This is a genomic window from Nostoc sp. NMS9, from assembly GCF_017114995.1.
GTDB lineage: Bacteria > Cyanobacteriota > Cyanobacteriia > Cyanobacteriales > Nostocaceae > Nostoc.
Map to the genome: position 1 here is coordinate 84,031 of NZ_JABXKL010000019.1, position 16,289 is coordinate 100,319.

The 16,289-nt window shown below is 41.7% G+C and carries 18 protein-coding genes; 8 read left to right on the forward strand and 10 right to left on the reverse strand.

The features are described from left to right. The first annotated feature begins 40 nt into the window (after positions 1-40). Positions 41-958 (forward strand): alpha/beta hydrolase, encoded by a 918-nt coding sequence (locus HWQ40_RS07210; RefSeq protein WP_292776053.1) that lies wholly within the window; start codon positions 41-43, stop codon positions 956-958. Between the two features lie 63 nt (positions 959-1,021). On the opposite strand, the gene tsaD is transcribed toward HWQ40_RS07210, so the two are convergent. Then, positions 1,022-2,071 (reverse strand): tRNA (adenosine(37)-N6)-threonylcarbamoyltransferase complex transferase subunit TsaD, encoded by a 1,050-nt coding sequence (gene tsaD / locus HWQ40_RS07215; protein ID WP_292776056.1) that lies wholly within the window; start codon positions 2,069-2,071, stop codon positions 1,022-1,024. A 271-nt stretch (positions 2,072-2,342) separates the two neighbouring features. Here tsaD and HWQ40_RS07220 point away from each other — a divergent pair, with 271 nt between their 5' ends. From HWQ40_RS07220 to HWQ40_RS07230, 3 genes are all read left to right on the forward strand, one after another. After that, complete coding sequence (locus tag HWQ40_RS07220; protein WP_292776060.1) at positions 2,343-2,837, forward strand: Photosystem I reaction center subunit III; 495 nt, start codon at positions 2,343-2,345, stop codon at positions 2,835-2,837. A 39-nt stretch (positions 2,838-2,876) separates the two neighbouring features. Next, positions 2,877-3,026, forward strand: a complete 150-nt coding sequence (psaJ, locus tag HWQ40_RS07225) for a photosystem I reaction center subunit IX (RefSeq protein ID WP_292776063.1) — start codon at positions 2,877-2,879, stop codon at positions 3,024-3,026. 276 nt (positions 3,027-3,302) lie between these two features. Further along, positions 3,303-3,824: a photosystem I reaction center protein subunit XI gene (locus tag HWQ40_RS07230; protein WP_292776065.1), complete on the forward strand. Its 522-nt coding sequence runs from the start codon at positions 3,303-3,305 to the stop codon at positions 3,822-3,824. A 66-nt stretch (positions 3,825-3,890) separates the two neighbouring features. On the opposite strand, the gene gmk is transcribed toward HWQ40_RS07230, so the two are convergent. From gmk to tyrS, 6 genes are all read right to left on the reverse strand, one after another. Then, complete coding sequence (gmk, locus tag HWQ40_RS07235) at positions 3,891-4,490, reverse strand: guanylate kinase (protein ID WP_292776386.1); 600 nt, start codon at positions 4,488-4,490, stop codon at positions 3,891-3,893. A 166-nt stretch (positions 4,491-4,656) separates the two neighbouring features. Next, positions 4,657-4,923 (reverse strand): extracellular matrix/biofilm regulator RemA, encoded by a 267-nt coding sequence (gene remA / locus HWQ40_RS07240; RefSeq protein ID WP_041233849.1) that lies wholly within the window; start codon positions 4,921-4,923, stop codon positions 4,657-4,659. Between the two features lie 256 nt (positions 4,924-5,179). Then, the gene (locus HWQ40_RS07245) at positions 5,180-5,629 is read right to left on the reverse strand and encodes a DUF29 domain-containing protein (RefSeq protein ID WP_292776066.1); all 450 of its coding nucleotides are present in this window, start codon (positions 5,627-5,629) and stop codon (positions 5,180-5,182) included. Between the two features lie 42 nt (positions 5,630-5,671). Continuing rightward, positions 5,672-6,352: a hypothetical protein gene (locus tag HWQ40_RS07250; protein ID WP_292776068.1), complete on the reverse strand. Its 681-nt coding sequence runs from the start codon at positions 6,350-6,352 to the stop codon at positions 5,672-5,674. Further along, positions 6,349-7,080: an orotidine-5'-phosphate decarboxylase gene (gene pyrF / locus HWQ40_RS07255; protein WP_292776071.1), complete on the reverse strand. Its 732-nt coding sequence runs from the start codon at positions 7,078-7,080 to the stop codon at positions 6,349-6,351. Before pyrF ends, HWQ40_RS07250 begins: the two co-directional genes overlap by 4 nt. 21 nt (positions 7,081-7,101) lie before the next feature. Beyond that, complete coding sequence (gene tyrS, locus HWQ40_RS07260) at positions 7,102-8,292, reverse strand: tyrosine--tRNA ligase (protein ID WP_292776388.1); 1,191 nt, start codon at positions 8,290-8,292, stop codon at positions 7,102-7,104. Positions 8,293-8,465: 173 nt separating this feature from the next. Here tyrS and HWQ40_RS07265 point away from each other — a divergent pair, with 173 nt between their 5' ends. Beyond that, on the forward strand, positions 8,466-10,391 hold the full coding sequence (locus HWQ40_RS07265; RefSeq protein WP_292776074.1) for a transglycosylase domain-containing protein: 1,926 nt from the start codon (positions 8,466-8,468) through the stop codon (positions 10,389-10,391). Between the two features lie 68 nt (positions 10,392-10,459). On the opposite strand, the gene HWQ40_RS07270 is transcribed toward HWQ40_RS07265, so the two are convergent. Further along, complete coding sequence (locus tag HWQ40_RS07270; protein WP_292776077.1) at positions 10,460-10,783, reverse strand: DUF1825 family protein; 324 nt, start codon at positions 10,781-10,783, stop codon at positions 10,460-10,462. Positions 10,784-10,909: 126 nt separating this feature from the next. Beyond that, the gene (locus HWQ40_RS07275) at positions 10,910-11,842 is read right to left on the reverse strand and encodes a DnaJ domain-containing protein (protein WP_292776079.1); all 933 of its coding nucleotides are present in this window, start codon (positions 11,840-11,842) and stop codon (positions 10,910-10,912) included. A 227-nt stretch (positions 11,843-12,069) separates the two neighbouring features. Between HWQ40_RS07275 and HWQ40_RS07280 the strand changes: the two genes are divergently transcribed. Next, entirely contained in the window at positions 12,070-12,444 is a 375-nt protein-coding gene (locus HWQ40_RS07280) for an NINE protein (RefSeq protein WP_292776081.1), read from the forward strand. Positions 12,445-12,458: 14 nt separating this feature from the next. Continuing rightward, on the forward strand, positions 12,459-12,992 hold the full coding sequence (locus tag HWQ40_RS07285; RefSeq protein ID WP_292776083.1) for a ComEA family DNA-binding protein: 534 nt from the start codon (positions 12,459-12,461) through the stop codon (positions 12,990-12,992). Positions 12,993-13,144: 152 nt separating this feature from the next. Here the strand turns inward: HWQ40_RS07285 and lepB are convergent, their stop codons facing one another. Then, positions 13,145-13,717 (reverse strand): signal peptidase I, encoded by a 573-nt coding sequence (lepB, locus tag HWQ40_RS07290; RefSeq protein WP_292776085.1) that lies wholly within the window; start codon positions 13,715-13,717, stop codon positions 13,145-13,147. Between the two features lie 1,602 nt (positions 13,718-15,319). Here lepB and HWQ40_RS07295 point away from each other — a divergent pair. Then, the gene (locus HWQ40_RS07295) at positions 15,320-16,228 is read left to right on the forward strand and encodes a polysaccharide deacetylase family protein (protein WP_292776088.1); all 909 of its coding nucleotides are present in this window, start codon (positions 15,320-15,322) and stop codon (positions 16,226-16,228) included. Positions 16,229-16,289: the final 61 nt, after the last annotated feature.

The window sequence follows — 16,289 nt, forward strand, 5'->3', positions numbered from 1 at the left end:
AGTATTTAGTCGCACCCATCCTTAAGGGTACGATACAAGTATGGCAACTATCGAAATCTTGGGCGTTCCACACGCATACGAGCTAACGGCTCCCACTTCCTGCCCCCATGCTTTAGTATTTATCCACGGTTGGCTCAATAGCCGTGGATATTGGCAACCTGTGATTTCCCGCCTTTCAGATGATTTGCAGTGCCTGTCTTATGATTTGCGGGGTTTTGGTGAATCCCAATCCCAGGTAAAAACCGATTTTAGTCGAGCGCAAACGTCTCTGAGCCTGACGCCCATCTCCAATAGTGGCGTTGGCTCATCTTTCGATTCTCTTTATACTCCTGCTGCGTATACTCACGATTTAGCAGCTCTCCTGAAACAGTTGAATATTAGAAGTGCTTGGCTAATTGGTCACTCATTAGGCGGGACGATCGCTCTTTGGGGAGCAGATCAAATGCCTGAGTGTGTTAAGGGAGTTATCTGTATCAACGCTGGCGGTGGTATTTACCTCAAAGAAGCCTTTGAGCAGTTTCGCTCGGCGGGTCAGAAATTTTTGCAAGTCCGCCCGCGCTGGCTGTCCCAAGTGCCTTTGATTGATTTACTGTTTACTAGAGCTAGTGTGGCTCGTCCTTTAGAGCGCTATTGGGCACGTCAGCGAGTAATAGATTTCGTTGTGGCTGATCCAGAAGCGGCTCTGGGAACTCTGTTAGACTCCACAACTGAAGAAGAAATCAATCGTTTACCTGAGCTAGTATCCCAACTGAAGCAGCCAGTTTATTTTTTGGCTGGCGCCCAAGACAAGGTTATGGAACCCAAGTATGTGCGCCATTTAGCTAGCTTTCACAGACTTTTTCAATATTGTGGTGACAATGTTCTGGAAATTCCTAATTGCGGACATCTGGCTATGTTAGAACAGCCGGATGCAGTGGCCGATCACATCCGGGCGATAGTCAATAATTATAGGGTATAGGGCATTGGGCATTGGGCATTGGGCATTGGTAGTTATAAATGACAAATGACAAATGACAAATGACTACTCAACAGGTTGATACAACTTCATCACCTGAGTAAGCCCTAACCTAGACTCAACGCCTAGTGTGAGGGGGGATGTATGACCACGGGATAGATGGTCAGCGGCGGCACAGCCAATCATGGCGGCGTTATCGGTACAGAATTTTAAAGGTGGGAATAAGACGCGTAGGTTATGTTTAACGGCGGCGGCTTGGAGGTTTTTTCTCAACCCGCTGTTTGCAGCTACACCGCCACCAATGGCAATTGTATCTAGACCATAGTCAAGGGCACAGGCGATCGCTCTTTTGGTTAGCGATCGCGCTACCGTATCCTGAAAGCTAGCTGCTACGTCTGCCACTGGTACTTGTCCACTATCTTTCTCTAACTGCTGCACTAAACGTAATACAGCCGTTTTTAACCCACTAAAACTCGCATCATAACGATGAAACCCCCCACCAGGTAGAGAAACTCTTCCTTCTGGTAAAGCGAAGGCTTGAGGATTGCCCTGTTGTGCCAACTTGTCAATCATTGGGCCACCGGGATAACCCAGCTTTAACAATCGTGCCACTTTATCAAAGGCTTCACCTGCTGCATCATCACGGGTTTGTCCCAGGGTTTCATAATTACCACAATCTTTGACATAAATCAAGCTTGTATGTCCACCTGAAACCAGTAAGCTAAGAAAAGGGGGATTTAAAGTTGATTCGCTCAAGTAAGTTGCATAAATGTGACCTTCGAGGTGATGAACTCCTAAAAATGGCTTGTTGTGTACCATCGCTAGAGTTTTGGCAGCAGTTAACCCCACCAACAGCGCTCCTACGAGTCCAGGGGCACAAGTCGCGGCAATTGCGTCAATTTTTCCCCAGTCTAGTTGGGCTTGCTCTAGGGCTTGTGCGATCGCAACATTTATCGTTTCCAGGTGCTGGCGAGACGCTACTTCTGGCACTACCCCGCCATACTGCTGATGAACTGGAATTTGTGAGGCTACGATACTGCTGCAAACTTTACGATTGTTAACAATTGCGACGGCTGTTTCATCACAACTGGTTTCTATTGCTAAAACGGTTGTCATTGAGGGTGCTGAGTACTGAGTTTTGAGTATTAGAGACAAAATCTTGCTTCTTTACTACCCTACAACAACAATTCTGATACTCAAGACTCGTTCTCACCACTTAGCACTCGATAAAGACTTGGTTGAGAAGCTTTAACTTTTATTTACTTAAACTTTACTCGGTTCCCACCCAAGAGTATGATGACTTCCTAGTTATGCAAATAAACAACTGTACAAGCCGCTTCGTTTTGTACAAAGAACTTCTTGTTTTGTAATAAAAGGAAACAACTCTATGCGACGATTGTTTGCTTTGATGTTAGCGATTAGTCTTTGGTTCAACTTTGCCCCCCCAGCACAAGCTTTAGGGGCTAATTTGACACCGTGCAAGGACAATCCCGCTTTTCAAGAGCTAGCAGCTAATGCCCGTAACACCACTGCTGACCCCCAATCAGGGAAAAAGCGGTTTGAGCGTTATTCTCAGGAGCTGTGCGGCCCTGAAGGATACCCCCACTTGATTGTTGATGGTAGTCTAAATCATGCTGGTGACTTTTTGATCCCCAGCATTTTGTTTCTATATATTGCTGGTTGGATTGGTTGGGTAGGTCGTGCCTATCTGCAAGCAATTAAAAAGGAATCTGACACTGAACTAAAAGAAATCCAAATCGATCTTGGTTTGGCACTACCCATAATAGCGTCAGGCTTTACTTGGCCAGTAGCAGCAGTCCAAGAATTGCTCTCTGGAAAATTAGCAGCCAAGGATTCAGAAATCCCCATTTCTCCACGCTAAATCAGTTTAACTAATTCATTCGTTTTGGAGACTAAATTCATGGCAGACAAAGGCGATCAATCAGCTTATTTGATTAAATTCATTTCCACAGCGCCCGTGGCCACTACGATATGGCTGTTCATCACAGCAGGTATCTTGATTGAATTCAACCGCTTTTTCCCCGACCTACTTTTCCACCCACTACCATAAGTGTTAAATAGGATTTAGGACAGTTGAATCAATGTCTTGTTTTTTGCTTAATATTGTGTAGTTGATGTATTCAGCTTAGTTAGGCAGAATTATCAGCAAAAGAAGCAGCAAAAATAGTTTTTTGAAACTCGTGATACTGTTTACAGATCGCGAGTTTCACAGCTTTAAAACTAGCTAAATTAATTTTTCTAAACTTCCTAAACAAAATGCTTCTTTAGCGACAATTATTATTAATATGAAAATGCCACCATTTTAATTTAGAGGCGAACATAAAATATGGCACAAGCAGTAGATGCATCAAAGAATCTTCCCAGCGATCCTAGAAATCGGGAAGTTGTTTTTCCCGCATTCGGCGATCCACAGCTAGGCAACCTAGAAACCCCAGTTAATTCTTCTCCCTTGATCAAGGGGTTCATTAATAATTTACCTGCCTATCGCCCAGGTCTGGCTCCTGCTAGACGCGGTTTAGAAGTTGGTATGGCTCATGGTTACTGGCTATTTGGCCCCTTTGCCAAATTGGGCCCACTGCGGGATACAAGTGATGCTAACTTAGCTGGGTTGCTATCAGCCATTGGCCTGGTTGTAGTTCTCACAGGCGCTCTGTCGCTGTATGCCAGTAGCAATCCACCCAAAGCACTTCCTAGTGTTACCGTACCCAAGCTTCCAGCAGATGCTTTTAACTCTAAAGAAAGCTGGAACAACTTCGCCAGTTCTTTCTTGATTGGTGGTATTGGTGGTGCAGTAGTTGCTTACTTTTTGACTAGTAATTTGGCACTAATTCAGGGTCTATTTGGTTAATTACTAGGAGTTAGAAGTTAGGAGTTAGGAGTTTAAATTCATAACTTCTAACTCTTAACTCCTAACTTATTTAAACAAAACAGCTTCAATATCATTTAAAGCAGTTTCAAAATCGTCATTAACGATTTGAATATCAAATTCATCTGCGGCTTGAATTTCTTCTTGGGCGCAAAGCAGACGACGGGCGATCGCTTCTTCAGAATCTTGGGCACGAGAGCGTATTCGTTTCTCTAATTCATCAAAGGAAGGCGGTAAAATAAAAATGCTGAGGGCACTGGGGAAGGAAGCACGAATTTGTCTTGCCCCTTTTAGTTCAATTTCCAGCACCACCAAATTACCGGAATGAATTTGGTTAAGTACAGCTTCACGGGGTGTGCCGTAATAGTTACCAGCAAATTCTGCCCATTCTAAAAATTCACCTTCAGCAACTAATTGCTCAAACTTACTGCGGGTGATAAAGTAATAACTTTTGCCATCGATTTCCCCTGCACGGGGAGAACGAGTTGTCACGGATACGGAATAATAGAGTTCTGGATGACGCTGTAGGAGCGATCGCATTAAAGTGCCTTTACCGACCCCACTGGGGCCAGTTAAAACAATTAACCTGCCTAAATGTAAGCATTCTTCGGTAGTCGCACTATTCTGGATGGGTAAAACTGGCATCATCCCTTCAACCTGTGAATCAATCAATACATATTATTTATTAGTCTTGTGTTCCTGGTCTAGTCCACTAGTGACTAAAGAATTTGTAGCAAGAGTGACAGAAAATTTGTCTAATTCACATGGTACTACGGATACAGTGCAAAGAGGAGTGGGAAAAACCCACTGCGAGTTAATTATCTACAGTTTGATGTTCGCGAGAAATCACAAAGCGATTCGCTACCGTTTCCGGCTGAATCGCTGACAGAATTACGTGGCTGGAATCGGTGATAATTACAGCTCTAGTGCGACGACCGTAAGTTGCATCAATCAGTTGACCTCTATCCCGTGCATCGGTAATAATCCGCTTAATCGGGGCAGACTCTGGACTGACAATGGCAACTACTCGGTTGGCAGACACGATGTTACCAAAGCCGATGTTGATTAACTGAATGTCCATAAAAAAACTGACGCTAAACGCGGTTTGATAAAGCTTGAAATAAACTTCTTTCCATGTTATCGCCAAAAAACGGGAGTTACAACGCTTAAATTCAAGCCAATCTACGTTTTTAAATAATGTCTGCTTCTTTTAGCTATTTATTAGCTATTTTTCCTAAAAATCTTCCTAAAGATACAGGCAAAATCATACTGATACGAGCTAGTTAGGTGATGTATTTTTATCTTTATGTAAAGGGACTAGTACCGCAAAACGGAATTCAAAATTCAAATGGTGGTAAATAATCCACATCTAAAATTTGCTCAATGCTATAAGGACAAGTTTGCGGAAAACAATTCAATCTACTTTTCTTTTTTGCTTGTCGTAGCGCATCAATGTAGACTTCTTCAAGCACTGTGAGCAGATAGTTGTAGAGGTTTTTAGATTTAGTTAATTTCCTGAGTTCCACCCGAAAATTATCAATTTCCACTTCCCAATGATTTTTACATTCAGGGAGGCTCCAATGTTGATACAAAAGCAAATGTTTGAGAAGTTGGAGTAAATAACTTTCGAGCTTGTGCTTCTGTTCATTACCCAATCTTTCAACCTCTTCAATCAAATGATCCCAATCAAGATACTCTAAATCTCTTTCTTGCAATTGTTTCAATGTAGTTTCTAACCACAAGTGATAATCCTGTTTATAAAGAATTTGAGTGAGTATTTTAGACATTATTTAATATTCTCCTAATTTACGAAGATTGGGAATTAGGTTTTATTGACGTAAACTTCCAGCTTCACAATCGCGCAACCAAGCTTTAACCCCTTGGGCAACAGTACCGTTACTACTATCGCGTGGTGGAGATAGTGGCTGCTGTTCTGAATGGGAACCAGCTTGAGAAAACATCATCACTAGTTGCCAACCACTTTTAGTTTTAGTCAATAACAGCCAGTGAAATTGTTGTAATTCTACAACTTTCTTACCTATATATTGCCGCTCCAAGGTAGTAAAGAAAACTTGCTCAACTCCTGATGCAGCACTTTTAGACGCATCTGCACTATATTCTTCAAGGTTAAGGGGCAGAGGAGTAAACTCAGGTCTTCCTGCCACTAACATATAACTGTAAACCTGACTGCTTCTACTGAGGCGGCGGGCGCGTTGACTAGCGCGATTGGTATAACTAGGTAATTTTTGCAGTAGCTGTATAGTTAATGTTTCTAAATTTTGCTCAGAACACAAAGAACTCGCATCACTGTTGACATTTTCCTTTTCTGCTAGCGCCGAGGGTTTAGGGGTGGGGTTTATCGAGAAGGCTGGATAAGCAAAGCTATTTGAAACTACAACCCAGAAGCCACAAGCAAACAGGAAACTATAATTTTTCTGACTGAGCGAAGAGGCAAGATTGTTCTCCCCTACACCCTGTACTCTGAGTTTCTCACTGACTCTTAGCTTCATGCCACCGTGGTTAACTCCTCAGAAATCCTCTTCCAGGCTAACTCAGGCTCAGTAGCAGCGGTGATGGGACGACCAATCACTAGATAATCTGCACCAGCTTTAATGGCTTGTGCTGGAGAGAGCGATCGCTTTTGATCGCCTTTATCTGCCCAAGTTGGTCTAACCCCCGGACAAACTAGCAAAAAGTCATTTCCACAAGTTTGTCGTAGCTGTGCCACCTCTTGAGGCGAACAAACTACCCCATCCAAACCAGATTCCTGAGCCAGCAGGGCCATTTCTAGAGCATATTCTGGCAATTCTAGGGGTATTTTTAAATCAAATGCCAACTGCCGAGCAGAAATGCTCGTTAGCAGAGTAATAGCAATTAACTTTGGTGGTTGTACACCTGCTTTTGCAGCTCCTTCCTGTGCCGCCTCAGTTGCGGCTTTCAGGGCATCTCTACCAGCAGTAGCATGAATTGTCAGTAAATCCACTTCATATCTAGCTGCACTTCGGCAAGCACCAGCAACGGTATTAGGGATATCATCAAACTTTAAATCCAAGAAAATGCGCTTTTGGCGAGACTTTAACACTTCCAGAATTTTCGGGCCAGTGCTGGTAAACAACTCTAAACCGACTTTCCAGAAACTAACTTGTGGTAGGTGATCTATAAGAGCGATCGCACTTTGTTCATCCGGCACATCCAAAGCCACAATAACTCGTTGTTCTACCTGTTGACCATTCCCCATTCCCTACTCCCCATTCCCTATTTAAGGCACTAAGCGCACAAATTTATTTTTTCCAACTTGTAAAACTTTACCTTGTAATTCACTAGGAGCAGCGAAAGTGGTATCAGCATCAGTGATGCGATCGCCATCTAAGCGCACTCCACCTTCTTGAATTTTCCGCTTTCCTTCTCCAATGCTTTTGCACAAGCCAGTAACATTGAGAATATACGCTAACTTAGTAGGAAATTGCTCCACGCCAGCTAGAGAAAATTCTGGAACAGCACCTTCTTTGCCGCCGCTTTGGGCTGCTTCTTTCGCCTCTTGGGCTGCTTGTTCACCGTGGTACTGTTTCACAACTTCACATGCTAAAAGTGTTTGGCGATCGCGGGGATTTTCTGGCAGTTGATCCAAAGGTAAATCCGTCAACAGTTCAAAATACTCTTCCAGCAGATGATCGGGAACTCCTTGCAACTTTTGATACTTTTGTCCTGGGTGTTCTGACAATCCGATATAATTACCTAAAGACTTAGACATTTTTTGCACGCCATCGGTGCCAATCAAAATTGGCAGCAGCATCCCAAATTGGGGCTTTTGACCAAAATGGCGCTGCAAATCTCTGCCTACAGCAATGTTAAATTTCTGATCAGTGCCACCTAATTCCACATCTGCCTCAACTGCAACCGAATCAAAACCTTGCATTAACGGGTACAGGAACTCATGGATAAAAATCGGATTCTCTTTTTTATAGCGATCGGCAAATCCTTCCTTCGCTAACATCTGCCCCACTGTCATTGTGGAGAGTAACTCCAAAATTTTCTCTAAGTTTAACCCAGAGAGCCATTCGGAGTTATAGCGCACCTCTAACCTTCCTGGTGTGTCAAAATCCAAGATAGGACGTACTTGATCTAAATAAGTCTGAGCATTTTTAGCTACATCTGCTTCTGTAAGCTGACGACGCACTTCAGATTTACCAGTTGGATCGCCAATACGTGCTGTAAAATCGCCAATAATTAAAACTGCTGTATGACCTGCATCTTGAAATCCTCGCAGTTTTCGTACTGGTATGCTATGACCAAGATGAATATCAGTACCTGTAGGGTCAATCCCCAATTTTACCCTTAAAGGTTGGTTTGTAGTTAGTAAGAGCCTTTCTAGACTTTCGCTGTTAACATCAACTGATTGTGGGAATACTTCTACTACACCACGACGCAACCAAGCAAAATCTTGCGTCATCCGAAGAGATTCATTATTAGCTATGTTTTGCACACTAGAAGTTAAGTTGGTTATATTCACTGGCAATTTATCCACTTTCTCATCTGCCAAACTACTATAATTGCAAAAAACTAACCGCCTTGCTTCACCCAATCAATTACAGTTAAATTTACAAGTGAGGAAGTGAAATAGCCGTGTCGTCGTCTAGGACTTTTGAAGATAAACAGCCACAGCGTCGGGCTTCATCAGGTTTTGAGTTTTTGAAAGGAGTCGGTCAGGTAACTGGCGGTACTCTCCTCTCAATCACCATGCTGGCAAGTTCCATTGTAGCCGGAGGACTGGTTGGTTTAGCCATCAGTTTCCGTAATTTGCCAGATGTGAGACAGCTACGTAACTTCTTTCCCTCAGAAACGACTTACATTTATGACGTTAAGGGCAAACTCTTAACGAGTATTCACGGGGAAGCCAACCGAGAAGTCGTACCTCTAGACAGAATTTCGCCGAATTTAAAACGGGCAGTATTGGCAAGTGAAGATAGCCACTTTTACGATCACCACGGTATTAACCCCGTCGGCGTTGGGCGTGCTGTAGTAGTTAATGCAGCAGCAGGCGGAGTCAAAGAGGGTGGCTCTACTGTCACCATGCAATTGGTAAAAAACCTATTTTTGTCTCGCAAGCGTGCTTTTACCCGCAAGTTAGCAGAGGCTGTGCTAGCAATCCGGTTAGAACAAATTCTCACTAAAGACCAAATATTAGAAATGTACCTCAATCAAGTTTATTGGGGTCATAACAATTATGGTGCACAAACGGCAGCCCGCAGTTACTTTAATAAGTCAGCAGAATATTTAAGCTTGGGTGAGTCAGCAATGATGGCGGGTTTAATCCAAGCACCAGAAGAATTCAGCCCGTTTGTGAGCATGAAGCTGGCAAAACAGAAACAAAAAGAAGTGCTGGGACGGATGCTGGATTTGAACTGGATCAGCCAGTCAGAATACGACAATGCCCTCAAGCAAGAAATCAAACTTGGAAGAATTAAATCTTTTCAAGGTAGTGCTCTACCTTATGTAACCAATACTGTAGCGCAAGAGTTGGCTAAAAAGTTTGGGCGCGAGACACTACTCAAAGGCGGGATGCGGGTGCAAACTACAGTTGATGCCAACTTCCAAATCATGGCAGAAGAAACCGTTACTAAGTGGCATAAAACACTTCTGGGACAAGGATTATCTAAGAATCAAATGGCCTTGGTGGCAATTGATCCGCGCACACATTATATCAAAGCACTGGTGGGTGGTATAGATCCTAAGATCAGTGAATTCAATCGTGCAACTCAATCTCAGCGCCAGCCTGGATCTTCTTTTAAACCATTTGTATACTACACTGCTTTTGCTACTGGTAAATATGGGCCAGACTCAACGGTGGTAGATGCTCCAGTTAGCTATCGAGATGGTAACGGTTGGTACTTTCCCAGAAATTATGATGGTGGTTTTAGTGGAGCTATGCCAATCCGCAGAGCTTTAGCCCAATCGCGCAACATTCCGGTGATCAAGATTGGTAAGGCTGTGGGGATGAATAGAGTCATAGAAACGTGCCGTACCTTGGGCATTATGAGTCCAATGGAACCTGTGACTTCCTTACCACTTGGTGCAATTGGTGTCACCCCTCTGGAAATGGCTAGTGCATACGCTACCTTTGCTAATTATGGCTGGCAATCTCCACCAACTGTAATTGCCCGTGTCACCGATAGTAGTGGTAACGTGTTGCTAGATAACACCCCTAAACCACAGCTAGTTCTCGATCCTTGGGCATCAGCCGCAATTCTAGATGTGATGCGATCGGTAATCACTGAAGGTACAGGTAAAGGTGCTGCTCTCGGTCGCCCAGCCGCAGGGAAAACGGGAACAACATCATCAGAAAAAGATATTTGGTTTGTTGGTACTGTGCCACAGTTGACAACTGCTGTCTGGGTAGGGAGAGATGACAATAGACAGTTAGCTGACCATGCCACAGGTGGTGTCATGGTTGCTCCCATTTGGAAAGATTTTATGGAGAAGGCACTCAAGAACGTACCAGTAGAAAACTTCAAGCCACCTTCGCAGTTTTCTCGTCCCAAGTCAAATTAAAGTTAGGAGTGATAAGTTATGAGTTATGAGTTTATTGAGAACTCCTAACTCCCAACTCCTAACTTTTGTTAGGGCTGTTTTTCTAGCTCGGCTTTCATGCGCTCTAAAGTGAGGTGCATTTGGTCAAACATTTGTTGCGGGGTGACACCGAACTGACCTAATTGCGTTTTCAGTTGTTCTACTGTCATTTGTGCCATGAAATCTTCTGATAGCTCGAAGCGCTTCATAAAGATGCGATACCGATCCATCATGGTTTCCATTTGCTCAATAAACAGCTTTTTGCCATCGCGGTCAAATTTGCCGTAGCCATTGCCAAGCTTGATCAGCGCTTGATAATCCTCAAACAGCTGTTTTGCTTCTTGCTGAATTATTTCAGAATCGAAGAATCCCATATTGCTTATATTAAACTGAGTGCCCAGACTCAGTAGCTTAATAGTTTTACTTCTATTTATTATTTTAGTCTAGGGGAGTAATCTAGTCACGAAGCTTCGGTTTTAGTACGGTTTGTTACCGAAATTTCAACACTTGACTTGAAAACGTTTACCCTTGTTAAATCGACTTAATAAAGCCGCAATACTCAGAGCTTTAGCCATTGATTTAGGATTGGTGTTTTCACCGGGTTCAATTTTTAGTCTGGTAGCGTATTTCTGAGCTAGTAAATCTTGCGGGTTAAGTTTTAATGCTTGACGGATGTAAACCCTAGCCATGCCGAGAAATTTCTGTTTTAGATGTACTAAACCTAATAAGGCATAATAGTCGCTGTTATTTGGCTCTAACTTGATAGCATCTCGCAGTTCTTGCACGGCTAGGGCCCAATTGGCTAGCTTGACGTACTCAATAGCTCGCTGGTAGTGACGTTGAGCATAGTTTGTCAAAACTGGTTTGACATTAGTTTTTTCATTTAATGTCAATTCAACTCGTTTGACTTCTACTTCAGGGATGATGCGAACAGCTTTTTGCGGTAGAAACAGGTCAGGTTTATGCAACTGTAAGTAAACTAAATTCAGTATGCTAATTTGTTGTGTAATTTGATAGAACTGATGGAGTGATTTGTATTGAGCTTCTGCATAGGAGGCGATTGCTTCTTCATAAAATAATTCTGCTTGGGGTGCAGACATTTCTATAATTTCCTTAGCTATGGCACTTTGCTCACACAAAGCTTGCAGCTGTAATATTCTTGCGTCCGATCGCAGCATGGCTATAGCAATCAAGCGCTTGTGTCTATTTTTGAGTTGTTCGTAAGCTGGATTGATTAAATAGCTAAGTATTGCCGTCGCTAATTCTTGGTCTGGATTGCAGCTTTTAGCATAGCGATCGGGATGTAGCAGTTTCGCTAAAGTGTGATAGCGTTTAAAAATCTGGCGATCGTCAGCACTCACAGAAATTCCTAGCACAGCGTAAGGATCACAAAGCTGTTTAAACCATTCTGGCGGTAGGAAGGTCTGTGACATCGTAGTAGTCTAGATCCGTTAAAAACTTAAAATTAGCATCAAAGCTCAATGCACAGTCATGTGAAACCTACTCAAATTTCTTCAAATATTAAATTGTGGGGCTTACCAGCCAAAAGTCGGAAGGGCAAAACAGGGTAGCTGACTAAAATGAGTGAGTTTTGAATTGTCTGTGTGCCTTTTGGCTGTCTTATTGTAGGAACTGTGGTATTCGTATATTTATTAGAAATATGTTGACTAAGCGCAAAAGTCGAAGTGTTGCCGCTGTTTTAGCTTTTTCTGGCACGCTGACAATTTCAGGATTACATAAATTTTATCTGGGACAGCCGTTGTGGGGTGTTTTGTATGTGTTGCTTTCCTGGACACCTATCCCCAAGGTAGCTAGTGCAATTGAGGGAGTTTGGTATTTAGCTCAAGACGAAGAAGCTTTTGATCGTAATTTTAATCTCGGCAAGTCAGGGGCAAGAAACTCACAAAAGGTGATTAATCAGGTAGGAGCGATCGCTGACGCAATGCGTGAATTAGATGCTCTGCGCCAGGATGGACTGATTTCAGAGTATGAATTTGAACAAAAGCGCCGCCAATTGCTAGACCAGATTTCTTGAGGTAAGCGACAATCATGAATAACTGGCTACCTTTAAATTCCAGACTGCAAAAACTCCGCGCCAAGCTCCTCAACGATCCCTACTATCGCCTACAATCTGGGGAAGAAATTCAGCTAGCGGCTCAATTAGGTATCCGCATTGATGCTAATCAAGCTACTGTAGATGATTGGTTACGTCTGCCAGGTTTGTCAATTCACCAAGCGCGATCGCTTGTGGAACTTTCACATTCGGGTGTGAAATTTTACTGTATTGAAGATATCGCTGCGGCTTTGGGTATACCAGCGCCGCGCTTAGAGCCATTAAAGCCTCTGCTGAATTTTATTTACTATGACCACGAATCTTTAGAAAATCCTATCCATTTAGTCAACCCGAACACAGCAACCGTTGAAAAATTAGCACAAATTCCATTTATAGATTTGTCTCTAGCGCAAACAGTGGTGCAAAATCGGCAATCAGCCGGGCCTTACCGTAACCTGGCTGATTTCCAACGGCGGTTAGAGTTAACTGGTGATGCGATCGCCCAGATAATGTATTATTTGAGGTTTTAAGTTAAAAGTTAGAAGTTATTTTAAAACTTCTAACTCTGGCAATTTTGGATTGAAAGAAAAATCCAAAATCGTTCGACTGAGCGTAGCCGTACCCCTCCGGGGAAGCAAGCTACGCGTAGCGTTCCGCAGGAAAGTCTAAAATCCAAAACTGATTAAATGAACCCAATGCGATCAAGAGGCCAAAAGCGAAACGTTGCCCGACCGATGACATTTTTTCTGGGTAAAAAGCCCCAATAGCGAGAGTCATTACTATCGTTGCGATTATCTCCCATGACGAAAAATTCGTCTTCTGGGACTTTTACTGGTCGATATGGCTGATTTGGAGGTTCAGCGATGTAGTCTTCTGCCAAGGGTTGACCGTTGAGGTAGACTTTGCCAGAAGCAACACTAATTACCTCACCTGGCTGGCCAATAACTCGCTTGATGAACGCTTGGTCTTTGGGATATCCTCGACGTTGTAGTTCTGCGGGTGGCTGAAAAACAATAATATCTCCAGTTATGGGAGGGTGAAAATGGTAGGAGATTTTTTCAACTACCAAGCGATCGCCAGTATGTAAGGTGGGTAACATCGAGTCAGAAGGTATATAGCGGGGTTCGGCGATAAAAGTCCTGATTAAGAATGCCAAACACAGTGCGATCGCAATTAAAATCAGATTTTCTTGCCAACTACGCCATACTTTTAATGACGCACGCTCTTTTTTTGCATCACTTTCGTGAGGAATCATAAAAGTTTCTAGCCAGTTTCAGAAGTAAGACAAATACCTTGATTATTTTGACTCAAAAGGTATATTAATAGGAAAACAGGGTTTAGGGTCAACCTATACAGACATTAAATAATACACTTATCTATTTGCCAAAGATAAGCAAAAGTACTGTAAATAAACTATGACTTGTCTAAGGTAATATAAGCTAATAATTAGGATTGCTAAATATATAAATAAAAATTCTAATTGCTGTAATTATAAGGCAAGTTATGAGACAATTGTAAGTTTTGTTTCTTCCTGCAAAAGAAGCTAGTTACAGACTGCTAGAGCGATACAACCAGTAGGTTTTTTCTTTAAACAGAAAATTGGTCGTAGAGTCGGAAAATAGTCTACCCCATGTTTGACAGTATCTGTATCACTTTACTGAAAAAAGGCAGAGGGCAGTCTTGCTGGAGGTTGAGTTGCAAGAAAATATATTTGGGTCTGTATTATTAAGTGATATTACATAAAATTAGTCAAAATGTAAATGTATTTTTAAATGCATAAATCTAGTTAAATAAGTGCTTTTAGTAAAAAATACTACTTTTCAATATTAAATATAGACTTTAATGCTTTAATGGATAGATGTCATCCTATTGTGATTTTAATCACTTGCCTATATTTACGAAATTAATTTCCGTAATTACACGGTGACAGTGCATATTAAACTGTACTATTAATTAAGATATAAACATACTTAATTATCGAGAAAAAGATTCACAGACAGAAAGCTACTAGCAATTTCGGCTAAAGTATCAGCATCCGAAAGAGAAGTAAGCTGCTGATAGAATTATTTTTGCTGAATGAGTCAAAGGTGACTAGATTTAAAGAATAAATGCCCCTTGGCAATGAGAAACTATATTGAATCAATTTTCGTCTGGTCTATTTCATAGAAAGTACAAGGTAACATTCTGTCAGTTGAAAATTTAACTTTTTCTTAAAAAGGAAACAATGGCAACAGGCAGTAAAATATATCCTATCAAGAATAGAACTAATAGTTTACCAGACTCTTTTTTTAAAGACAACCCGCCCTTGTAAGTAGTTTTGTATGTTAATCAAACAATTTACTTAAGTTGTAAATTATACAGTTTTACTGTCAAAAAGTCTGGCTAAAAAAACTTCACTCTGCTAAAAGTGCAAATTGTAGGTATGACAGCTTAGTTCATCTTATTTGAAAAACTATAAAACTTGAAAGGATAATGCTGCCTTAGCAGTGAACTGAAAAACAGCAACTAATTCAGAACTCCTATTTAAGAGGATTTTGGGGTGTGGTTAATTATCTGATTGTGTTCCTCTCCTGCTTAGAGCTAGCGGTAAGAATGTGGAAGCGCAGAGCTTACCTTTTATGACTGGGTTGAAATTAAACAGTACCAATTATTGTATATTCAACGCTGTCCAAATCTAGAGCATATAGATTTCAGTTAAAGCAATATAGTCTGTCTTATCAATTCTGAATTCTCGTTAGTACCAATTCCAATTTTCATGATTACCAGAAAGCAACTGGTATCTAAATATCTAATAAAAATGTGCTATAACGTACCGTCATAACCGTGGTGATGGTTCGATCTTTGAAGGAGCTTTGAGGTGGAAAACAATAAGTCGTTTCTGTGGCCAGAAGGAATATTAATTGCGCTACTTGCTTTAGGTGGTGTTTTTAGTCTTGCTTTTATGATGCTTCTAAGGCCAAATGCTTCGGATGCTCAGAGTAGACCAAGTATAAATATCAAGGATGTATCTGCAAACGTAGGAACTCAGCAGCGTATTGAGAAATTAAAGGCGGCGATGCTTACAAGTTGGCAGCAAGAAGCACAAACAAAGGGTCTAGCCTACCCTTTACCATCACGTTTTCAAGGGGCAATAATTAACACTGCAAAACTCACTCAGGGTGAGAAAGTAATTGCTCTTACCTTTGATGATGGTCCTTGGCCTCAGACTACAGAGCAAGTGCTAGATATCCTGAAATCAAATAATATCAAAGGGACGTTTTTTGTAGTCGGGCAGAACCTAAAAAATTATCCAGAGTTAGGAAAACAGATTGTCGCTCAAGGTCACGTTATTGCCAACCATACTTGGCATCATTGGTATCACTTCTTTAATCAACAAGCTGCTGCTTTTGAAATTGATCGCACAGCAGACTTAATTTATCAAGTTACAGGTGTTAAAACAAACCTGTTCCGACCGCCTGGTGGCATCATGCACAATGGATTAGTTGCTTATGCTAAAGGACAAAAGTATGCTGTGGTAATGTGGTCGGCTGACTCCACAGACTACAAGTTACCAGCTGTACCAAAGTTGATCAATAACGTGATTAAAGATTCTAAACCTGGTGGGATTGTGCTAATGCATGATGGTGGTGGTAATCGTTCCAGAACTGTGCAAGCTTTACCAGAAATTATTAGCAACTTTAAAAAGCAAGGCTATCGCTTTGTGACTATTCCAGAACTTTTAGAAATCGAAGATACAGATCAAAAGTTCCTTGCTAACAAAAAGTAATAATTATTAATTATAGGTAATTAGTCAATAGTAATTGGCTAAATACTAAAATTATCTTTTT

What these genes read in the sequence shown, in the direction of transcription:
- HWQ40_RS07210 (WP_292776053.1), top strand. Translation starts at nt 41, where the DNA reads ATGGCAACTATCGAAATCTTGGGCGTTCCACACGCATACGAGCTAACG.
- tsaD (WP_292776056.1), bottom strand. Translation starts at nt 2,071, where the DNA reads ATGACAACCGTTTTAGCAATAGAAACCAGTTGTGATGAAACAGCCGTC.
- HWQ40_RS07220 (WP_292776060.1), top strand. Translation starts at nt 2,343, where the DNA reads ATGCGACGATTGTTTGCTTTGATGTTAGCGATTAGTCTTTGGTTCAAC.
- psaJ (WP_292776063.1), top strand. Translation starts at nt 2,877, where the DNA reads ATGGCAGACAAAGGCGATCAATCAGCTTATTTGATTAAATTCATTTCC.
- HWQ40_RS07230 (WP_292776065.1), top strand. Translation starts at nt 3,303, where the DNA reads ATGGCACAAGCAGTAGATGCATCAAAGAATCTTCCCAGCGATCCTAGA.
- gmk (WP_292776386.1), bottom strand. Translation starts at nt 4,490, where the DNA reads ATGATGCCAGTTTTACCCATCCAGAATAGTGCGACTACCGAAGAATGC.
- remA (WP_041233849.1), bottom strand. Translation starts at nt 4,923, where the DNA reads ATGGACATTCAGTTAATCAACATCGGCTTTGGTAACATCGTGTCTGCC.
- HWQ40_RS07245 (WP_292776066.1), bottom strand. Translation starts at nt 5,629, where the DNA reads ATGTCTAAAATACTCACTCAAATTCTTTATAAACAGGATTATCACTTG.
- HWQ40_RS07250 (WP_292776068.1), bottom strand. Translation starts at nt 6,352, where the DNA reads ATGAAGCTAAGAGTCAGTGAGAAACTCAGAGTACAGGGTGTAGGGGAG.
- pyrF (WP_292776071.1), bottom strand. Translation starts at nt 7,080, where the DNA reads ATGGGGAATGGTCAACAGGTAGAACAACGAGTTATTGTGGCTTTGGAT.
- tyrS (WP_292776388.1), bottom strand. Translation starts at nt 8,292, where the DNA reads ATGACGCAAGATTTTGCTTGGTTGCGTCGTGGTGTAGTAGAAGTATTC.
- HWQ40_RS07270 (WP_292776077.1), bottom strand. Translation starts at nt 10,783, where the DNA reads ATGGGATTCTTCGATTCTGAAATAATTCAGCAAGAAGCAAAACAGCTG.
- HWQ40_RS07275 (WP_292776079.1), bottom strand. Translation starts at nt 11,842, where the DNA reads ATGTCACAGACCTTCCTACCGCCAGAATGGTTTAAACAGCTTTGTGAT.
- HWQ40_RS07280 (WP_292776081.1), top strand. Translation starts at nt 12,070, where the DNA reads ATGTTGACTAAGCGCAAAAGTCGAAGTGTTGCCGCTGTTTTAGCTTTT.
- HWQ40_RS07285 (WP_292776083.1), top strand. Translation starts at nt 12,459, where the DNA reads ATGAATAACTGGCTACCTTTAAATTCCAGACTGCAAAAACTCCGCGCC.
- lepB (WP_292776085.1), bottom strand. Translation starts at nt 13,717, where the DNA reads ATGATTCCTCACGAAAGTGATGCAAAAAAAGAGCGTGCGTCATTAAAA.